Below are 18781 nucleotides of genomic sequence, written 5' to 3'. Positions count from 1 at the left end.
TCACTTACATTTGTTTTTTAAGTTTTAATAAATTCAATGGCTGCATTAAGGGCTAATTTATACCCAGTTAAGCCTAAACCGCAAATAATACCATAAGCGATATCTGAAAAATAAGAAGAATGTCTAAAAGATTCACGCGCATGTACATTACTAATATGAATTTCAATAAATGGTAAGTTAACACCCAATAAAGCATCTCTTAGTGCAACGCTTGTATGTGTGTATGCTGCCGGGTTAAATAAAATGAATTGAACACCTTCACTTTTTGCTATGTGAATTCGATCAATTAACTCAGCCTCACTATTTGATTGAAATGTAGCTAAACTTGCCTGATTGTCATTAGCTACTTCAAGTAGTTGCCCTTCTAAATCTTTTAAGCTTGTATAACCATACTTTTCTGGTTCTCTTTGGCCTAACAAGTTTAGATTAGGACCATTTAATAATAAAATTTCTGCCATATTTGTTTAAGTACATATGCTTTTATTAATTATGAAGAATTGTCGCACAAGTTTTAAAAAATTGCCAGTTTGTTAGGTAATTGTCAGCTATTCCCGCTTAATTTTTCATTTAATTATTAATTCCATTAGCATTCTCATTGACAATACTTACCGCTACAGCATATGCACCGTATATTAGATTTTTATGTCTCATTAATAAATAACCGGGTATAGTTAAAAACACGATGTTCATGGCAAAATATAATTAACCAGTGTCGATGATCAATTGGGCTTTAACTTTTCCTGATAGGTGTAAATATAGCGCTTCCCAACTATTAATCTGTGCTATAAAAAAAGCACTTCTTATTCTGTCCCATAAACGACTTCTTGTCTCTAATTTTTTTAATGCCGACTTAAATAATGGACAGCATAGTTCTTGAATTTGATCTACCAAAAATGCCAATAGCATCAAAAAGCCAAATACTGTACATAAGTTGTTTGCTCCATGACCAAAATTGTGTTCAAAATTATACCCTTGATTTTTTAATGTATTAAATGTCTCATTTTCAATTTTCCAGCGTGCACGTGCTCCTGTCATTATTTTAAATACATTGTTTGAATTAAGATCAAGGTCTGTCACCCAAGTAAAATGCTGTACTTTACCTTTTTTATTTGTCTGTTTATAAGACAAAAAGTTAACCTTAATATCACTTCTAGTTTCATTTAATTCAGCTTGATTAACCCACTCAAATTCATGTTTAACACCCTCTAGTGACATCGACAAAAACTCGGATTTACTTGCTTTAACCCAGTCAAAAAGCCAGGTATGATCACTTGGTTTTACTCCTAGAATATAATGAATATTATGTTTGTTTAGGTCATCAATATGAGGGCCATTGGCATATAAGGCATCTTCAACAAAAATCATTGCTAAGTGCGGGTGTTCTTGGCGAAGACGTTTAATTAAACGTTTGGCTGCATTTCGCTCACAATCATTTTTCTTTGTTCCATCACTTTTAATAATTGGCTCAGGCGCTAATGGAATCACTTGCTTTATATCAGGATGTACAATCGAAGCACACAACATTTGATGATAATAAGTTTTTGTTCCATTACGGTGATGTTTTACACAGCAATTATCACAATGCACTTCATGTGATGAAAACATCCCTGTGCCGTCACTGGAAATCAAATAATAATCATTATAAAAACAATATTGCTCTAGAACTTTACCTCTTTGTAGATTGCTTAGTAATGCATTAAATGACTGACGTAATTGAAGATAATCAATTTCATCTAAACGTTCACGTAAATATGTATCACATGGCACTTTTTCAACTTTATATAATGAGCTAATATTATTTTTAACCAAACTGCCCTCTGATCGCATATCTTTATCAAATTTAAGTAATGAAGGATACTTCATTCCAAATACTGCCATGCCACACATCAAACAATCAACAAGTGAGTAAATGCTGGATGACTTCCTATCAGTAGCTTTTGCAAAGCTATTTCTTAATGTGTGTAATAAACCTGGTATAGATAGATGTTTTTTAAATTGATTGTTCATTGTAAAATAACTAGGTTACGAAAAATAAATATATGATCGGTCTAAAAGTCTTTATTTGCAACCCGTGTCATTAATAGCGGGAATTGCTGGGTAATTGTTGAGTTTTATATTAATTTTATGCCTTAGTTTTTTGATAACTCATGTAGCATAGAAAGTTATATTCTACATTAATTATTTGTAAGGAATATAAAATGCCCAAAAAAAAAGTGTTTAGTCAATCTAATTACTTTACCAGTTATAACTCTAGGAGTGCATATAGTAAGCATAAAAAAAGTATACTTACAAATCAGGGCATTGAACTGAAAAATATTTTAGCCAATGATCGTGATAAAGTGTTGGATGCGCTAAATGAAATTGCTTTAGATATTCAAAGAAAAATTAATAATGCTAGCTTAGATTCTGATTCAATCAACCAATATTATGCGCGACTTAGAGATGATTACAGGATTAATGATAATGATCAGGTTGCTACTTATATTAAAATTTGTATTATTCTTTCTAAACATAGTGGAAATGAAGCAAAAGTTAACTGGTTTGGTATGACTAATATGACAGCATCAATTCAGATGCTTGTTAGAGGTATTAAAAAATATGGCCAAGTAAGTGGTGATCAAGTTCAGTATGATGATTTTTTACCCAGTAGAAAAGTTAATTTAGAATATAGTTATCGAGTGTCTCAAAGTAAAAAAGAGAGACTAAAACATCAAGATCAAGTGGCACTTAAAATAATTAAGAACTTAGATACAGCAGTTATTGTAAATAAAGTTTCAAAGGCATTATGTAGGTATATAAATTCTAATTTTGATAAAGCAGGTAAAACACTTTTATACACTTTATTTGTTACTTCTGTCAATGGCAGAAAATCATTATACCCAATGATTGATCTTCAAAAAGCTAATATTTCGTCAGCAGACCAGTTGCTAGTGTATTTAGAAGATGGTGATACAGATCATATCGCTAAACTATCGATACTTTGGCCTATAATTAGTTCATTTTCTGGTGGTAATATAAAAGGTATTAACCAGCTATATCAAGAGCAGATATATCCAACACATGAAGACTATTCTATTAATGATATAACGTTTAGGAATAAATTAATTCTGGCAAGTCTCTCTAATATTAGAGATAGAGGTGAGGGGTTCAGAAACGATACAATTGGTAATTCTGGGGAAATTCATGATGGTAGGGTATTTAATAGTCAGTTATTTATGCCTTGGGTTAGAAGTGTAGAATATATTAAAAGCAAAGAAAGTCCAAAAACTCAATTTGCAAAAGAATGTTTAGAGAAAAGTTTGCCTTTTATCTCAGGAGTTTCAGGCATTGCTAATATGTATTGTAAACTGTTAGATATATTAAATATTTCCCCCCATTCAGAAGATGGGGTTAATTTTATGAAAGCAGCAAGTGCCTTTATTGTTGCTGCTGGTATGCACTCATATGAAGAGGTAGTAGAGTCATTTAATTTATATATTAATCATTTTCATAAAACAGAAGAAGTGCCTTTATTTTGGGTGAACTTAGGTTCTAGTCGTATACAAACAACTAAAGTTGATTTATCTATATGTTAAATACTAATAAATCACTTGATTGCTTAAGATAATTCATTAAAACTGTAAAGTAGGTATATAAGTTAATTATGGATTAATATAATGAGTAGTATATTTGCTAGTTTTAACTGGCTCGACTGGGTTATTTTAGTTATTTTTATTATCTCTGTACTATCGGGTCTTTCAAAAGGGTTTGTACGTGAAATTTATTCTTTAATTGTTTGGTTTGCCGCAGGTATCTTAACTTACTTTTTTTCAGATATCGTTGCTGATAAGGCCTTTTCTTGGCTTGGCGATCAAAGACTAAGCTCACTTGTTAGTAGTGCAGCAATTCTAATTGTAGTTTGGATTGCTGGTAGATTATTATCAATGGTATTAACGAATAATCGTGATATTAGTTTTACTTCTCGAATTGGTGGCATGATCGTAAGTTTTGTTAAAACTTTCATTATTCTGACTTTAATTGTTAATGTGGTTAATTTATCAGATAATATTAGTACATCAGATCTTTGGCGTCATTCTTATCTAGTTGAAAAAATGCTTGATGCGACTTCATGGTTTGAGAATGAGAAAAATAATATGCCTGATCGTGTGCCGTATCATCAAAATTCAGAGCATTCTAAAAGTGCAGCTATTGGTGATTCAGGACCGGATGCTTATTAATAAATAGTATTGATTTCTTTTAACATTATTTATTAGTCGTAGTTTTTACTTTTTATTACGAAAGAAACAAGTTAATTTACCTAATCTTGTTGCTGTATATGAAGCATAGCGTTATATTTCAATTGTTGATAACAGGGATATAAACTAAGGAATAGTTATGCCATTAAGCAATATGGATCAATTAGTTCAACAATCTAAAAAAATCGCAAAGATAAATATTAGTAAAATAAATGCTGAAATTAGTATATGGCAGAATAATAAGGGATTACTTTTAGTTTCAAATAATTTGGCTTATAAACTAGATGAATTTATTAAAACATATCAAGATGTCTTAATATTAGACAAAATTGCAGGTATTTTTGTTAAATTAAATAGCCAATCGCTTGAACAGCTAGCTAAGTATATAGATGACATCAATGTGTGTTCAATTAAATCTAATATCTTTATTAAGCTGATGTTAGATAAAAACTATATGCCAAATCTAAAAATCATTAGTAAGTTATTAGATGAGTTAGAAGAATTTGATGAAGATTCAATCAATCAATTAATATTAAAAATAGTAAAATCGGATCAGTATAAGCAGATCAATAAATTAAAAATTTTTCATAAAATATTATCTAATGTAAATAACAATAAAAAAACCTTAGATCAAGATAGTTATCAGAATAGTTGTGCCTATTTACTAGATATTAATATTGAAGCGTTACAAGAGAATGAAAAAAAGCATTTTTATCATTCATTAAATCAATCACTCCTATTGATTCAATTTAATTTAATTAGCTGTGATAGTAATAATAGCCTTTTAGAGCTACAAAATAAACTAGTAAAAAAAATAACTTCAGATTTAATAGGTTGTCAGTATATTTATTCTAAAAACATTGAAATGCTATGTCAAAATAGCGAAGTAAAAGATGAGCTTATACAAGCAGCAAATCGACTATCTCCAAAAGCATTAACTGTATTAATACAAGTATTATTAAATAATGCTGATTTAAAGGAGTCACAAGCTGAATCATTTTTTAAATTATCAAAGACCTATCTATTGGATGATAAAAAATATAATCGCTCTCCACAAGAGATTAAAGATTTATTTATATTAGCATTTAATGCTTATTCAGCATATCTTGATTCATTAGATGCAAATAATTTATATCATGAAATTTCTGAAAAAGAACATGGTAACTTTAAAAACCTTTGGAATAATGAGTTAGGCGTAATTAATCACGCATCTATCTATGCAAATGATATTTTATCTAAGTTAGATAGAATCATGATTAGTCAGAAAAATTTACAAAGACCACCCTATCCATTCTCAGTGGATAAGCTAACAGCAGATGAAGTAGCATTAATCTGTATAAGTTAGCTTTAAGTACAGTTTTTTATTACAGTAAAAATATAATTATTAATTTCATTATATTGCTATATATGAATCACTGCGTTATATTTTGCCATTTAAAATGTAGCTATTAAAAGGATAAAATATGCCACTGATTACAGTTAACCAACAAAAAATTAAATCAATAAAGGAAAATCAGTTTGTTGTAGAAGCTAAGTTGCTCAATGGTATCTATAACTATATGTCTATCTATTATCAGGAGTTTAAATATAAATTTAAATATCAAAATTTTAATTCATCAAAAAATCAAATGCTCAGTTTGTTGGATTATCTATATAAAATTAATCCTTTAATTAAAATATTAAAACTAAAAAATAATATTGAAGCTTATATTGAAAATGCATCTGAAAATGATAAACATTTAATACTTAATAGTGCTAAAAAGTTATTAGAAAGTCTAGTTTTTAATATTGATCAATATCGTAAGCTAAAGAATGTTCAACTTGAAAATTTGGCATTTGATGGTTGTTTTAATGAAGTATTTACTAATGTTAATTTACTGGTTAGTCAATGTAATTATGACTCAATATTTAATGCTTTTCTTGTTTCACTGAAAGAAGCGCTTTTAACCAAAGTATCTAGAGAAGTTTGGGATAGTTTACAGCAAGATAGAGATAATCAGGTCAAGTTTAATAAGCAGGCGTTTGATTTTGATATTAACCCATATTTTAATTCAAGTACTAAAAATTGTGACAGTATTTTAATATATAATTTAGTTGCTCAAGATTATGGGCTTGTGCCAATAGATATTAAAAATTCATATTCGGGTTCAGATAATTTTTGGTTAAAAGTTGGGCTATCAAATACCAAGAAAGATAGGAAGGAAAGAAAGTTACAAGCAAAAGTAGATGTTTTATCAAAAGTACAAAGTAACTTAAATACCACAGTATTTGATCCAATGCTTGAAGTTAATTCTTTCTTTGCAATACCACCAGATAGGTGGAGTTATGAAAGTCATGCACAACTGTCTTTATTAGCAGGTAGTAGTAAATTAGCATACATGCTGTATTTGACAGGTGCAAATGCACTTGAGAAAACAGAGTCAATTCAATCAAAATTTAATGCATTGATTATCTATTTATTAGTGATAAATGGTTATACCAATGAGACACCAAAAGTTATGTTAAATAATAATTATCAAGCCAATTTGATAGAAACTCAAGATGGACTATTTATTGTTGCAGAAATAGATGATCAGTATCTTAATACATCAAGGCATGTACTATATTCACTTGATGAAATTATGTTAACTTACGCTAACTCATCTGACAAGAACGCCTTAATATCCCAGATGCTGTTACATAAAGATAACTTAAATGAAACATCACTTGAACAACTATGTAAATATGCTGGATTTATAGATGACCAAGCGTTTAAAGTATCTATGTTAGAAAAATATATTAATGATGAGCAACAACATGATCAATTAGCATATAAAGGATTAATTGAATCAGTTGATTGTGTTGAAAATAATCAACTACAATCATTGATCTTGAAGTTATTAAGATTTGAACAATATGATCAAGCAGAAGCATGTGGCCTTTTTGAAATAATTTATAAAAAACTAGGTTTATCTAATAATTTTCTCATTGAGAAAAGTTATTTAGATGTAATTTTGGAGCATTTCTATTCTTTAGATTTGATTTCAATTGATAATATTAAGAGGCTAACTGGTTTACTTAGCTCACTCAGCTCTTCAAATTATTATGAAAATCTTTTGGAAAAAATTCATTTTAATCAGAATTTTATAGATTATGATACAGTTTTAAAGGCGCTGGCTAATAGTAAAAAAATTAAAAATATCGATTTATTAAAACAATGGATTGAGGCAGTCACAAATGAAAAAGTTGATATCAGCAGTACTAAAGTTAGAAGTCTAGCAATTATCTGTTCAGCTAAAAGATATTTGGAGCTAATTAATTCTCAGAGACAATACGATGTTAAGTTTTTAATTATCTTGGGTGAAAATTTAATAAAAGAACTAATGAGTTCTGATGAAAATAAACTAGACATTACTGAAGCACTTTCTGATATTGTATCAAAGCTTTATCAATGTATTGACTTTAAAGTCGTTCAACCAAATATGGAAATTGCATCTTTTTATAGTAAGCTTTTACCATTACATTTTAATGACAGTTATTATCATCCTAATGTGATCAGTTTTGATGCTCAAGTGAATTTATCTTTGATAGCAGTTGCAAATGTAATTTCACTACTAAATTATAAAAGAGTATTAAGTTATATTGTTAATGAATTAAATGAAAGCGATTTGACAGATAATATTAAAGATAAATATTTTATTGTTTTAAATAGACTAATTTTTTCATTTAAAAATTATAGTGGCGCGTTTGAAAATGATATTTCTGTAAAGACTTGGATGGAGTTATTAATAGACCAATTAGTTAATGCAGATATTGAGAGCTTTAAGTTTCTAAATGCACATAATGTTTCATTATTATTTAAAAGTGGTAAAGATCGTTTATTTCAGGCAATAGATAGATTACCTGAAACAGCACTAGTGGTATTTTTAGAAAAAATTTCAGCTGAAATAAATTATATAAAAGATGATGATTTTAAACGCTTATTAGTTGCGCTTTCAAACAAATTAATTGAATCTACATTAGACCTAAAGATGCAAGTAATATTAAATAAAAGTCTTTTAACCATATTTTTAAAACAAGCGCGATTTGTAACAGAGCATAATATAGATATATCTATTAGATTGATTGTAGCAAATGAACCGAATTGTGAAACTATGAAACTAATGGCTAAGTTCCTTGATCTTTACAGAGATAAAATACATTCTAAACAAATTGAGTTAATTTTTGATCAAGCTAAAAATTATTTATTAAATGATGAAATATATGCAAGTAGTCCAAAAGAAGTAAAAGACTTATTTATTGCGGCTTTAAGAGGTTATGTCGAATATTGTAATATAGATGATTTAAAGAGCTTAAAAGGTGAGATAAACAAAAAAGGTGAAGGTGACTATAAAAATCTTTGGCAAAACAGAAATATTATTAGTTTTGGTGTAGCTACTAGTGTGAATCAGGTATTTGCAATTTTAGATTCTAAAATTGATTCTAGAGATGAGTTACAGCCACCGAATCCTTTTCAAGCTAATCAACTACAACTTTCAAAGTTAAGTTATTCTCAAGAATTGTCTTAAGCAAAATTCAAACCATATTAACAAAATTTGCTAATAGAAATATTAGTGAAAGCTTTATTTTATAAGTTTTTTATAGTGTTTTTATAATCTTTTTATTTGAATGTTTAATTATAATTAATTATTTTTAAATCTTGATATAAAAATATTAGGAGTTGCTAAATATGTCAGGAAAAAATGAATTAAATACTCAGCTTCAGCGTCAATTATTTTTCAGAGATCTTAATGAAGCTGAAAAGTTAATTTCACAAGGAGCAAGTATTAATGATGTTGTAAATGGTGAAACACCACTTACTTTTATAGCTCAATATGATTTTATTCAGCCTTCTGAAGAAGAGCCAGATGAGGAAGAAACATTAATAACTTATCCTGATATCATAAGATGGATGATTGAAAAAAAAGCAGATGTTAATAAAAAAAATGAGTTTGGCTTAGCACCAATTCACATAGCCGCTAAAAATGGTCATAAAGAAACACTTAAAATTTTGCTTCAAAATGGTGCTCATTTATATGCTAAAGATAATCAAGGTAAAACCGTATTTGATTATCTTTTAGATGCAGTTTTCAATGACCATGCTAAAGTTGTAGAATTATTGCTTGAAAGTGGTGTTGATCCTAATCAAAGAGATAAACATGGGGATACGCCATTACATTATGCAGCTTCGAGTGGTCATATCGATATCATAGAGCTTTTGCTAGAAAACGGCGCTCGTATTAATGAACAAAATAATAGTGGCTGGTCACCATTATATTTAGCAGCTAAAAATAACCAAGCTGAAGCTATAAGGGTATTACTTGAAAATGAAACCAATCTAGTAAAAGACAACTTAGGTTGGACTGCTGTCCATGTTGCAGCTAATGAAGGTCATATTGAAGCACTAACAGCACTGTTAGAAGAATTCGACCCTAACATACAGGGATCTAATAATGAAACAGCAATCCATATTTCAGCTTTTGAAGGTCATGCTGAAGCTGTAGAATTATTGATCAAATATGGTGCTGATATTACTTTAAGGGATAATGGAATAAGGGGTAGTATAGGCAATACACCACGTGATTACGCGTTAGAATTTGGTCATTTTGCAATAGCAAAAACTTTACAGCAAAAGTTGAATAATGATTTATTATCTTATGCGAAAGAGGGAGATCTTGACGAAGTACAAAAATTACTTGATGCTGGTGCCAATGCTAATTATGAAGAAATAACTCAAGATGGCAGTATTGAAGATATAAAAGTATTTAACACACCATTACATGCAGCTGTTAGAGCAGGTTCTATTGAGACAGTTAAACTATTAGTTTCAAAAGGTGCAAAACTTAATACTCAATTATTTGGCAATGGTCCTGCGCCATTACATATTGCAGCATGTTTTGGTCATGCTGAAGTTGCAGGTTTATTGATTGAATGTGGTGCTGATATTACTCTAAGGAATAATGGAGGCAAAACACCACGTGATTATGCGTTAGAATTTGATCATGTTGTAATAGCAGAAATGTTACAACAAAAACTTAATAATGATTTATTGCTTTATGCGAAAGAGGGTAATTTTGACGAAGTAAAAAAATTACTTGATGCTGGTGCAAATGTGAATTATGAAAAAATAATCCAAGATGGAAGTATTGAAGATATAAAAGTATTTAATACACCATTACATGCAGCTGTTAAATCAGGTTCTATTGAGACAGTTAAACTATTAGTTTCAAAAGGGGTAGAACTTAATACTCAATTATTTGGCAATGGCCCTACATCATTACATTATGCTTATGCTTTTAGTAAAGGAAAAGCAAGTGAAAAATATAAAGAAATTGTTGGTGTGCTATTAGGAGCTGGGGCAGATCCAGATATTCGCATGGATAGTGGAAATAAACCTCAATATTTAGAAAGCCAAAAAATATTTAGTGGTATGGAAACTAAAAAATCTTCTAGTAGTTTAGAGACAGGCCTTTAAAGATTTATCTTAAGCTAAATCTAAACCTTTGATATACTACCAATCCTAGATTTAAAATATAATTTATTTAAGATTAAGAGGTTTCTATGTCAAAGGTAATGACATTTCAAGAGATGATATTTGCGCTACAAAATTATTGGGCAGAACAAGGGTGTATTATTGTACAACCCTATGATATGGAAGTAGGAGCTGGTACTTTTCATCCAGCAACATTTTTACGTTCAATTGGCCCTGAACCATGGAATGCGGCTTATGTTCAGCCATCACGTAGACCAACGGATGGGCGTTATGGTGAAAACCCTAATCGTGGCCAGCATTATTATCAATTTCAAGTAGTTATGAAGCCATCTCCAGATAATATACAAGAATTATATTTAGGCTCATTAAAAGTGTTAGGCTTTGACCCATTAATTCATGATATTCGTTTTGTTGAAGATAATTGGGAGTCACCAACATTAGGTGCTTGGGGCTTAGGTTGGGAAGTTTGGGCAAACGGCATGGAAGTAACACAGTTTACCTACTTTCAACAAGTGGGAGGACTTGATTGTAAGCCTGTAACAGGAGAGATTACTTATGGCCTTGAGCGTCTTGCAATGTATGTTCAAAATGTCAATACAATGTATGATTTAATATGGTCAGAAGGACCAAATGGTCCAGTCTATTATGGTGATGTATTTAAACAAAATGAAGTTGAAATGTCACATTATAATTTTGAAGAAGCAGATGTAGATTTTCTATTAACTCAATTTGATTATTTAGAACGAGAAGCCAATCGATTAATTGATAAAAAATTACCATTACCAGCTTATGAAATGATGCTAAAAGCATCCCATACATTTAACATGTTAGATGCGCGCCATGCAGTATCTGTTACTGAACGTCAGGGCTATATTTTGCGTGTTCGTGCTTTAGCTAAAAAGGTAGCGCAAAGTTATTATGACGCTCGACAAGCACTGGATTTTCCAATGCTAAGAGAAATTGCTTAAAACAAGATTTAATTTATCTAAAATAAAAGGTATTTTCTATGCTATGGATATATGCTATTTCAGGGTTGATATTTGGTGGACTTGCTATTTTAATCATCTGTGAACGTAAAATATCAAAATTAAAACTTAAACTGCAAAAATTAGAAGATTTAGAAAAAACGATTGATAATTTAAATAACTCTTTGATAAGAGAGACAGCTAAAAATGATGATTTAACAAATGATTATCAGGAATTAAAAACAGATGCTGCAGTTTTAAATAAAACTTTAGAAACTAAAAGTAATGAAGTTGCATTATTAACTCAAAAAATTGAAAAAGAAACTGAAAAGACACTGAATTTAAATCAAATAAACTCAGAGCAATCTCAAATAATTGCAAAATTAAAAAACCAATTAGAAAATGATGCAAAACGATTAGCAGATTTAAAAGAAGCCAAAGACAATTTATCGCAGCAATTTAAAGTGGTTGCTCAAGAAGTTTTAGATCAGAAATCTAAGCAACATAAAGATTCTTTAGATACTTTACTAGCACCATTTAAAGAACAAGTAAAAGGATTTTCAGAAAAAATTGAAAAATATCATATGCAAGGCAAAGCAGATCAAGTGGCGCTAAAAACTGCCTTAGCAACAGAAGTTAAAAATATGATGGAATTAAGTCATAAAATGAAAAATGAAGCTGATAACTTAGCTCGTGCATTAAAAGGTGATAAGAAAATACAAGGTAATTGGGGGGAATTAATATTAGAGCGAGTACTTGAAACATCAGGCTTAAGAGAAGGTATAGAATATACATTACAGAAGACATTAAAAAACGATGATCATCAAATTTATCGTCCAGATGTTATTGTGCATTTACCTGAAGGTAAAGATGTAATTATTGATTCAAAAGTTTCATTAAATGCCTATGAACGATATACACGCTCTAGTGATGAAAATGAGTCAAATCAAAACTTGAAACTGCATATCCAAGCGATCAGAACTCATATTAACCAATTAAGTGATAAAGAATATCAGCAATTATTAGGCGTTAAATCACTAGATTTCGTTTTATTATTTATTCCAATTGAGTCAGCATTTGTCTTAGCATTTCAGAATGATGAACATTTATTTTCAGATGCATTTAATAAGCGAATTATTGTTGTAACACCAACAACACTTCTAGCAACATTAAGAACTATTCAAAATATCTGGCGCTATGAAAATCAGAATAAAAATGCTCAAGATATTGCTGATCGTGCAAAGCGCATGTTAGATAAATTTCGAGGTTTTGTCGAAGATTTAGATAAAATGGGTGATCAACTAGCACGTGTTAGAGAAACACATGAAAAGGCAATGAATAAATTATCGAAAGGTAACGGTAATTTGATTAATCAGGCTGATAGATTAATTAAGCTAGGTGTACCAATAAATAAAAAATTACCTAAAGGGATTTTAGATCAAGCAGAGTTAAATGGCGAATAGATCAACTAATTATAAAGCAACTGATCAATATATTAATCATCATTAAAATAATTGAATGCTACATTTTACTTGAATACAGCAGTAATGTCTGGTTATTATGTGATCTGATATTTTAATGGTATTTATTTAAATATCAAATTAATTGATTAATATAAGGGGATTGTTGTGCCATTAATTACATTAAATGATCAATTTAAACAGCAGCAAGAGATACCGTTAGTACCAATACCTCAAGATAATACTACTGTATATAATGGTGATATACCTGTTTATTATGAAAATGATGCAGACTTTAATACAGCAAAAGCACAACTTATTGAAGTGCTTGATAAATTATATACAATTAATCAATTAGATAAATTAGATGAACTTAAAATTAATATTAGAGATAATTTAAATGCTAATGCTAAAAATACAGATAAGGTACTAATTTTAAATAATTTAAAAAAAAATTTAGAATCAGTTTTGGTGAACTATGAAGCTAATTTTCAACAATTAACAAATGAGCAATTAAATGACTTAACATTTAATGCTTGTTTTGCTGGAGCTAACTCTAATGCAATTATGATGTTTGATAGATGTATTTATGGTTCAGGACTTAGTGCATTAATGGTGCCAATAAAAAAAGAAATTATTCGTCAAAGTGCGCAAGAGATAAGAGAGGAAATAAGAAGGGATAGGTATGAACTAATTAGAAATCATAGTTTGCACCCAAACTTAGGTCTACATCATGGTAATGAAGTCCATGATACCAATGCAATTTATAATCTAGCTTCTAATGATTATCATTTGGCTTTGGTTGAAGATGAAGAGTATATTAATTATTTTTGGACTAAATTTGTTTTAAGAAATGATATTAGTGATATTGAGCAAATGTTTACTGCTCAATCAGATCTTCAGCAGGAACTCAATAATCGTCTAGGTAGAAATATTACAATTAATTTATTAATTGAACAATTTACACAGTTTACAGAGCAACCAACACCTCAATGGACACAAGAAAATAATACTCAATTAGGAGCACTTGCTGGAGATTCGAGTATAGCATCTATGTTTTATCCACCATTAGACTCAGGAGTAGAAGTAACTGCAGATAATCGTGGTATGAAAGAACTACCTGATGATGCATTAAAGTTACAATCAAAAGTTAAAGCATTTTTAACCTATTTATTAATGATTAATGGATATACAAATGATAATCCTGTTATCAAAGTTAATGAAGATGAAAATGCACACCTTGTAGAAACAGGAGATGGTATTTTTATTATTGCTGAGTATGATGATGGTATTGCCGAGCGTCCCGTCCTTTCGTCATTAGATGAAGTTGTTAATGATGCGAGTTGTTTTTCTGATCAGAAAAAAGAAATTATCCAGCAAATTTTACCGTTTATTGACCTATTAAATAATAAATCATTGAATCAATTAGCTAAAGCAGCTTCAATAATAAGAAATGAAGAACTAGGAGAAGGTCCAGAAATTTTATCTATTATTTTAGATATACTTTTAAAGTCACCTAATGAATGTGATATAAATGCAATCAAGCAATTAGCTATTTACACACCAATTAATGATATTGAAAAAATTAAACAACTGACAACATTATTAATTTTAGATGATCACCCAGATCAATCTACTAGCGATGCATTTAGAGCACTTGCAATTAAGGCTCATAAGATTATTACTAATGAAGATATATCTGAACCAAGCAATTCATTAGATCTATTATTAAATCATTTAGAGATTGATCAATTAGATAATCAGGTATTGGAGGCACTATGTATTAAAAGTGAATTTATTCATGATTCTCAGAAATTAGCTACAATTGCTGAAACTGTGATGACAAGAGGAGGTAAACTTTCTCCTGAAGCATTATTTGCTCTTTTAAGTAAGTCAGCAGATATTCAAAATGATCAAGCTTTTGAATATTTTACAAATCAGGTAGGTAGTTATAGGAACACTTGGCACGGTCAAGAATTTGTGTTTGTTGGGAATAATATCGAGACTTTTAAAGTAATTTTAAATAATGCTTATAGATTGAAAAATAATGAACAAAATGCAATGTTAACTTCTTTTATATTTGCCCGTCTAGTGGAATTAAATAAAACAACACCAGTTGATAGTTTACTCAATACACTTTACGGCGTGATGCGTAATTCTTTTGATACAATTAATTCACATCATAATGCAGGTCGTCATTTTAAGCACTATATGAAAGAAATATTAAACTTAGGTTTAATTCATCAAGGTCAAACAGGAGAGCAAATACCTGATGATATATTAATTACTTTATCTCAACACGTAACTGACTTATCAACAGCTCAGTGTAATCAAGTTGCTAACGATTTATTAAGGATAAATCCAACTCGGCAACAATCAATTGATTATTATCAGGCATTAAATCGAGTTGCAAAATATGGTGATAGAGTTAATATGGCAAGAAAACTTGTTTCAAATGTAGATTGCTTTAATTTAATAGATAGAAAAAATATTAACCTAATTTTAAGTGATGAAGTAGCTAAAATGAGCTTGTATGGGATAATGGATCGTCTTAATAGTAATGCATTTTGTCAAATGGTTAAGCAATCATTAGGTGAAATAAAATTGCATGGTCAGTCATTTGAAAATTTATTATTAAGTTCAGATAAATTAGTTCGGGAATCTCAATTATTAAAGCAGGTTGCTGAGATTTTAATGATAGAACGTATTCCAGTGCGGGTAGCTAGCATTAGGGTATTAGCTGATCAATTGGTGCAATTAAGAAGTAATTCACCTGAAAATAAGCAGTTATTGAAAAATTTTATGGCAGGTTATGGTAGCCAACTAACTCAAGATCAGTCGCTTGCTTTTTTTAGAAAATCAATAGATTATCTAAAGCATAACCAAAAACATGATAATATTGATCCACGAGTAGAAAATAAAGCAATATTTTTAACAGCATTAAAATCATATGCAACTCATTTAAATTTAAAGGGTTTAGTTAAGTTATATCAAGACATTAAGCAGGCAAAAAATAGTGATAGAAGTGCTTATCACCACTTATGGGAATTAAGAGGTTTGCCTGGACATGGTAATGCTAATAGTGGTTATGAAGCATTACAGGTGCTTCAGCAAGCAATTAGTAATAAGCATTATCAACTAACTCAACTTGAAAATACTAACATTCAAGCTAGTTTACTAGAAAGTGTTGAAGGCATTCTTGTTGAAAATAATGATACTTCAAAAATAGCTCGTTTACGCCACTCAAGGTTAACACATCCAGTAGAGCCAGCGAATAAAAAAGAAAATAAAGAAGAGTTACCACCAAACTTATTTTCAGCAGCTGATGAAAAGGATAAAAAGCAGATTGAAGAACTTAATCAAGGTTACTAGTATTATAGCTTTGGTAGGTTATGTGTCAGAAATTAGTTTTTGATACAGTTTATCCAACTGATCAACCATGTGTTTAGGGTTAAATAGCTTTATAAATTTATTAGTATTTGTTAGGTAGTTATTTAGGTCACTTTCATTTGATAGTAAAGTTATCGCTTCATTTATCTTGATAGCTAAATCTTGTGGGTTACTTGGCTGATGTAAAAAAGCAACCTCTTCATTTAAAAACTCATCTAAACCCCCAGAGTTTGCTGCAACAAGAATATTATTAAATGCTAAAGCTTCAAGCGTAACTAGACCAAACGGTTCTTTTTTAGATGGAAAAATAACAATATCAGAATTTGCCATTATATTACAAAATGCTTTAAATTTTAGATTTCCAATTACTTTCACTCTTTTGTCATCAATCTGCTTGATTTGATCAGTTTTAGGGCCACAAATAGACAATTGAAAGTCTTTATCAATATATTTTAATGCATTAATTAAATCAAAGTAGCCTTTATGCTCTTGATATCCGCCAGCATAAAGAAGTTTGATGTCATTTTTTCTAGCTTTGATCGGTTTGGCTGTTTCAGCTAGTTTTAAAACTTCTGAGAAAACACAATTTTGGATAACATGAAATCGGTCATCTTTATGTGTTTTATCTTCAATCCAGTTTTTAGTGGATTGGCTAACTGCAACTAGAGTTTCTGCTTTTTCAGGGATGACAGGGTACTCGAAATTACGATGGTAATGTACAACAAATTTGGTTTTTGAGTTTTTTATTTTTTTTGCAATCGTATCAACAAATCCTTGACGATTATGTATATGGATAATATCTGCATTAAAATGATTTAGTTTTTTAATTAATTGATTAAATGTAAACACATTTAATTTAAACCATTTATTAAACACTCTATTTATAAATTTATTTTCAGAGAAAAAACGATAGTTGATTGAGTGAAATACAGTATCATTTAAATCATCTTTTGAAAATACTTCAACTGTATAACCATTTTTTTGTAATTCAGTTGCTTGATCAAGTATCAGCTTTGCTACTGGGGCAGATAAGTCAGTTGCATTATCCCAAAAATATACAATTGCTACTTTTAATTCTTTACGCATTGTCATGCCCAACTGATAAATATTGTTTGGCAACTCGCTCAACTGAGAATTTCTCTTTTAGTCGATCGATATCGATAGGGTATGGATTAGTATAAATTTCTTTTATTTTTTTAGCTAAACTTTCAGCTGTAAGATCAGATAAACCGATTGCCATTTCATCAGTTAAAATTTCTGAAGGACCAGATAAACAATTAGTACTAACAACAGGTGTTTTACATATAAGTGACTCTATGATAACTGTGGGTAGTCCTTCAAAGTCAGAACTTAAAACTAAAAGGTTTGCATTTTTTAAAATCGCATAAGGATATTGGTAGAAGCCAGCCATAACAACCTTACCATCTAATTGATGTTCAGATATCCATTTATTAATGTTAGCTTCTTCAGTTTTATTGCCTTTACCAACTAGAACTAACTTTGCATCTATCTTTGATAAATAATATGCTTTTAATAATCGACCAATGCGTTTTTGGTGTTCAGCAAATCTGCCTAAATAAACAATATATGGTTTATTGACAGCTATGGGTAATTCCATATTAGCAAGCTTATCTATATTATCAAAATCAAACGGGTTATAAATAGTTTGAATTGAGTTAGGTATAATTTTCATGGTATTAATAGCATCTTTTTGAATGCCATTAGAGACAGTAATTAAATTTTTATGGTTATAAATTTTTTGATAACGATGTAGCTTTAGCCATCGACTGATACCAGATTTATTCTCTAAGTTAGTTTGCCAAGACAGTGCAATGTGTAAGACTGAGTAAATTTTATCTGAAGGGTATCTTGAATAAGTTAATATCCGATCACAGTCTTTTTTGTTCGATAAGATAAGGTCAAATTTAAATTGATTGGTGTTTTCAATTTCAGCTATTGTCTGATCAAAAGAGTTGGCTAACTGTTTAAAGTAACGGTTCGACAATAAACGTATTTTGGGTTTTTTGATTAAAGGAAGCTGAACCTGATTAACTTTAAAATTAATGTCATAGTCTTGTGCTTTATTTAATGTAATAATATAGACATTACAATTAAAATTTTTAATCATAGTTTCAGCAAGTGTCAATACAACACGTTCTATACCACCAATACTGAGTTTTTCTAAAAAAAATGCAATATGCTTTTTAGTCAAGTGATTCA

Annotated in this window: 12 protein-coding genes; 8 read left to right on the top strand and 4 right to left on the bottom strand. The window is 29.7% G+C overall.

Going from position 1 to position 18781, the window contains the following annotated elements; genetic code table 11:
* Positions 1 to 17: 17 nt before the first annotated feature.
* Positions 18 to 458: a type II 3-dehydroquinate dehydratase gene (aroQ, locus tag KFE69_08920; GenBank protein ID UTW41627.1), complete on the bottom strand. Its 441-nt coding sequence runs from the start codon at positions 456 to 458 to the stop codon at positions 18 to 20.
* A gap of 244 nt (positions 459 to 702) precedes the next feature.
* Positions 703 to 2007 carry a transposase gene (locus tag KFE69_08915; protein ID UTW41626.1) on the bottom strand — a complete coding sequence of 435 codons (1305 nt, stop codon included), beginning with the start codon at positions 2005 to 2007 and terminating at the stop codon, positions 703 to 705.
* Positions 2008 to 2198: 191 nt separating this feature from the next.
* Between KFE69_08915 and KFE69_08910 the strand changes: the two genes are divergently transcribed.
* From KFE69_08910 to KFE69_08875, 8 genes are all read left to right on the top strand, one after another.
* Complete coding sequence (locus KFE69_08910; protein UTW41625.1) at positions 2199 to 3575, top strand: hypothetical protein; 1377 nt, start codon at positions 2199 to 2201, stop codon at positions 3573 to 3575.
* Between the two features lie 81 nt (positions 3576 to 3656).
* Entirely contained in the window at positions 3657 to 4217 is a 561-nt protein-coding gene (locus KFE69_08905) for a CvpA family protein (protein UTW41624.1), read from the top strand.
* A gap of 157 nt (positions 4218 to 4374) precedes the next feature.
* The gene (locus tag KFE69_08900) at positions 4375 to 5580 is read left to right on the top strand and encodes a hypothetical protein (protein ID UTW41623.1); all 1206 of its coding nucleotides are present in this window, start codon (positions 4375 to 4377) and stop codon (positions 5578 to 5580) included.
* A gap of 118 nt (positions 5581 to 5698) precedes the next feature.
* On the top strand, positions 5699 to 8782 hold the full coding sequence (locus KFE69_08895; GenBank protein UTW41622.1) for a hypothetical protein: 3084 nt from the start codon (positions 5699 to 5701) through the stop codon (positions 8780 to 8782).
* A gap of 161 nt (positions 8783 to 8943) precedes the next feature.
* The gene (locus KFE69_08890) at positions 8944 to 10728 is read left to right on the top strand and encodes an ankyrin repeat domain-containing protein (GenBank protein UTW41621.1); all 1785 of its coding nucleotides are present in this window, start codon (positions 8944 to 8946) and stop codon (positions 10726 to 10728) included.
* 86 nt (positions 10729 to 10814) lie between these two features.
* Positions 10815 to 11714 carry a glycine--tRNA ligase subunit alpha gene (gene glyQ, locus KFE69_08885; GenBank protein ID UTW41620.1) on the top strand — a complete coding sequence of 300 codons (900 nt, stop codon included), beginning with the start codon at positions 10815 to 10817 and terminating at the stop codon, positions 11712 to 11714.
* Positions 11715 to 11752: 38 nt separating this feature from the next.
* Positions 11753 to 13174, top strand: a complete 1422-nt coding sequence (gene rmuC / locus KFE69_08880; GenBank protein ID UTW41619.1) for a DNA recombination protein RmuC — start codon at positions 11753 to 11755, stop codon at positions 13172 to 13174.
* Between the two features lie 165 nt (positions 13175 to 13339).
* A complete protein-coding gene (locus KFE69_08875; GenBank protein ID UTW41618.1) occupies positions 13340 to 16543 on the top strand; it encodes a hypothetical protein in 3204 nt (1067 codons plus the stop codon).
* 18 nt (positions 16544 to 16561) lie between these two features.
* On the opposite strand, the gene KFE69_08870 is transcribed toward KFE69_08875, so the two are convergent.
* Together KFE69_08870 and KFE69_08865 are read right to left on the bottom strand one after the other, a co-directional pair.
* Positions 16562 to 17647 carry a glycosyltransferase family 4 protein gene (locus tag KFE69_08870; GenBank protein UTW41617.1) on the bottom strand — a complete coding sequence of 362 codons (1086 nt, stop codon included), beginning with the start codon at positions 17645 to 17647 and terminating at the stop codon, positions 16562 to 16564.
* Positions 17640 to 18773 carry a glycosyltransferase gene (locus KFE69_08865; GenBank protein ID UTW41616.1) on the bottom strand — a complete coding sequence of 378 codons (1134 nt, stop codon included), beginning with the start codon at positions 18771 to 18773 and terminating at the stop codon, positions 17640 to 17642. The genes KFE69_08870 and KFE69_08865 overlap by 8 nt, the downstream gene beginning before the upstream one ends.
* Between the last annotated feature and the right edge of the window lie 8 nt (positions 18774 to 18781).

It is taken from the genome of bacterium SCSIO 12844 (genome assembly GCA_024397935.1).
Lineage (GTDB): Bacteria > Pseudomonadota > Gammaproteobacteria > Francisellales > Francisellaceae > M0027.
This window is presented reverse-complemented; position numbering and strand designations above follow the sequence as displayed.